The sequence below is a fragment of the Mycobacterium sp. genome (assembly GCF_049281135.1).
In the GTDB taxonomy this organism is placed as follows: domain Bacteria; phylum Actinomycetota; class Actinomycetes; order Mycobacteriales; family Mycobacteriaceae; genus Mycobacterium.
In genome coordinates, this window is the sequence record NZ_JBAPRN010000191.1 from 1 (window position 1) to 1,757 (window position 1,757).

General features: G+C 64.1%; 2 protein-coding genes. One reads left to right on the forward strand and one right to left on the reverse strand.

Features of this window, described 5'->3' with window-relative positions:
- The first annotated feature begins 98 nt into the window (after positions 1-98).
- Positions 99-839 carry a hypothetical protein gene (locus WAN02_RS07980; RefSeq protein ID WP_422263620.1) on the forward strand — a complete coding sequence of 247 codons (741 nt, stop codon included), beginning with the start codon at positions 99-101 and terminating at the stop codon, positions 837-839.
- A 9-nt stretch (positions 840-848) separates the two neighbouring features.
- On the opposite strand, the gene WAN02_RS07985 is transcribed toward WAN02_RS07980, so the two are convergent.
- Positions 849-1,757: leucyl aminopeptidase (locus tag WAN02_RS07985; RefSeq protein WP_422263621.1), on the reverse strand; the 909-nt coding region annotated here is incomplete at its 5' end.

Sequence of the window (1,757 nt, forward strand, 5' to 3'; positions counted from 1 at the left end):
GCTTGAAGACACTTCAGCAACCAACCAAGATCGCGGAGTGGCGTCCGCGATCGGACGCCCCTCCGCTGTAAATATTTAGCTCTGTACGGGGTACTGCTGTGGCACTTAGCGCTCTGATCATCATCACCCTCGCATCCATCGGCTGGAGCCTCTGGATCCGGCGAGTCACTTGGCACTGCCGTTGGGAAGTCGCCGCGACGCTCAACATCGCTCTGCAGGGTTTCACGATCGCACTGATTTCGCCGATGTCCTCTGAGACGCTCGGAGTTGCCCTCCACAAAATCACCGGCGAGTGGAACCTGCAGAACTACATCGGGCATGACTGTTACATCGTCGCCGCCTCCGCGATCGTCTACAACGTGGTCGGTCGGCTTGAAGATGATGACGCGCTGCAGAGGTCATTCAAACAATGGGTGGAGCGACCGGCGACGTTGTGCATACCGCTGTTGCTGGCGACGTTCACGCTTAGCCACGGCAGCAAGACGTATGCGCGCGATTTCTTCGCGCTGCCTACCGACTTCTGGCTGTCCGTGTACTGGGTATTGCTCACGGGAACGTTGGCCTACTTGCTGACGTTCGGCTCGCGCGCCCTGCTGGTGCTGCGGAAGGACCCACGGTCGCGGAACATCGCCACCCTCTATCTGTTCGCCTCAGGCAGCGGCATCGCGGCTTGCGTGGTACGGATGATCACCGCGTTGGTCCCTCCACTGCAGGGCACACTGAGCGCCGGGCTGGTCTGGTTCTTCTGCTGCTCGTGCGGCGCCGCCTTCGCCCTGACGTCTGCGCGGTCATGGCTGCAGAAGGTCAGATGGTTCCAGGGGTCGGCGCTGCATCGCTAGCCTGCCGCGCTAGCCGTTAGCCGCGATGTCTTCCAGCACCGCGAACATGGTGCGAGTCGGCACACCTGTGGCCCCTTTAGGGGTGTAACCCCAAGGGCCACCGGTGTTGTAGGCCGGCGCAGCGACGTCGATATGTGCCCAGTTGACTCCGTCGGCGACGAACTCGCGCAAGAAGACCCCGGCTACGAGCATTCCGGCGAACCGTTGGCCGCTGACGTTGGCCAGGTCGGCGACCGTCGACTTCAGGTCGTCCTTCAGCTCGTCCGGCAACGGCATCGGCCAACCATTCTCGCCGACCTGCTGCGAGATCGTGGCCACCCGGTCGCGGAATTCGTCGCTGCCCATCACCCCCGGTGTGCGCGAGCCGAGCGCCACCGTCTGCGCGCCGGTCAGCGTCGACGTCTCGATCAGATAGTCGGGGCTGTCCTCGCATGCGCGAACGATCGCGTCGGCCAGGATCAGACGGCCTTCGGCGTCGGTGTTGAGCACTTCGACGGTCGTGCCGCCGTACTGGGTCAACACGTCGCCGGGGCGCTGGGCCGTCGACGACGGCATGTTCTCGGCCATCGGCACGGTGGCGATCACGTCGATCGGCAGCTCCAGTTGCGCGGCCAGCGCCACGGTCGCGATCACCGCCGCGGCGCCGCCCATGTCGGAGGTCATGTAGTGCATCGACGCCGCGGGCTTGATCGATATGCCGCCGGTGTCGAAGGTGACGCCCTTGCCGACCAGGGCGACTTTCTTGGCCTGCTTCGGCTTTTTGGCCAGCCGTGAACCGTGGTGGGTCAACCGCACCAGCCGCGGCAGCCGCGATGAACCCTTGCCGACGCCGATGACGCCGCCGTAGCCGTGCTTCAGTAGCGCCTTGTCGTCGAGAACTTCGACCTCGATTCCGCCTGAGTCGCCCAAAGTCTTTGC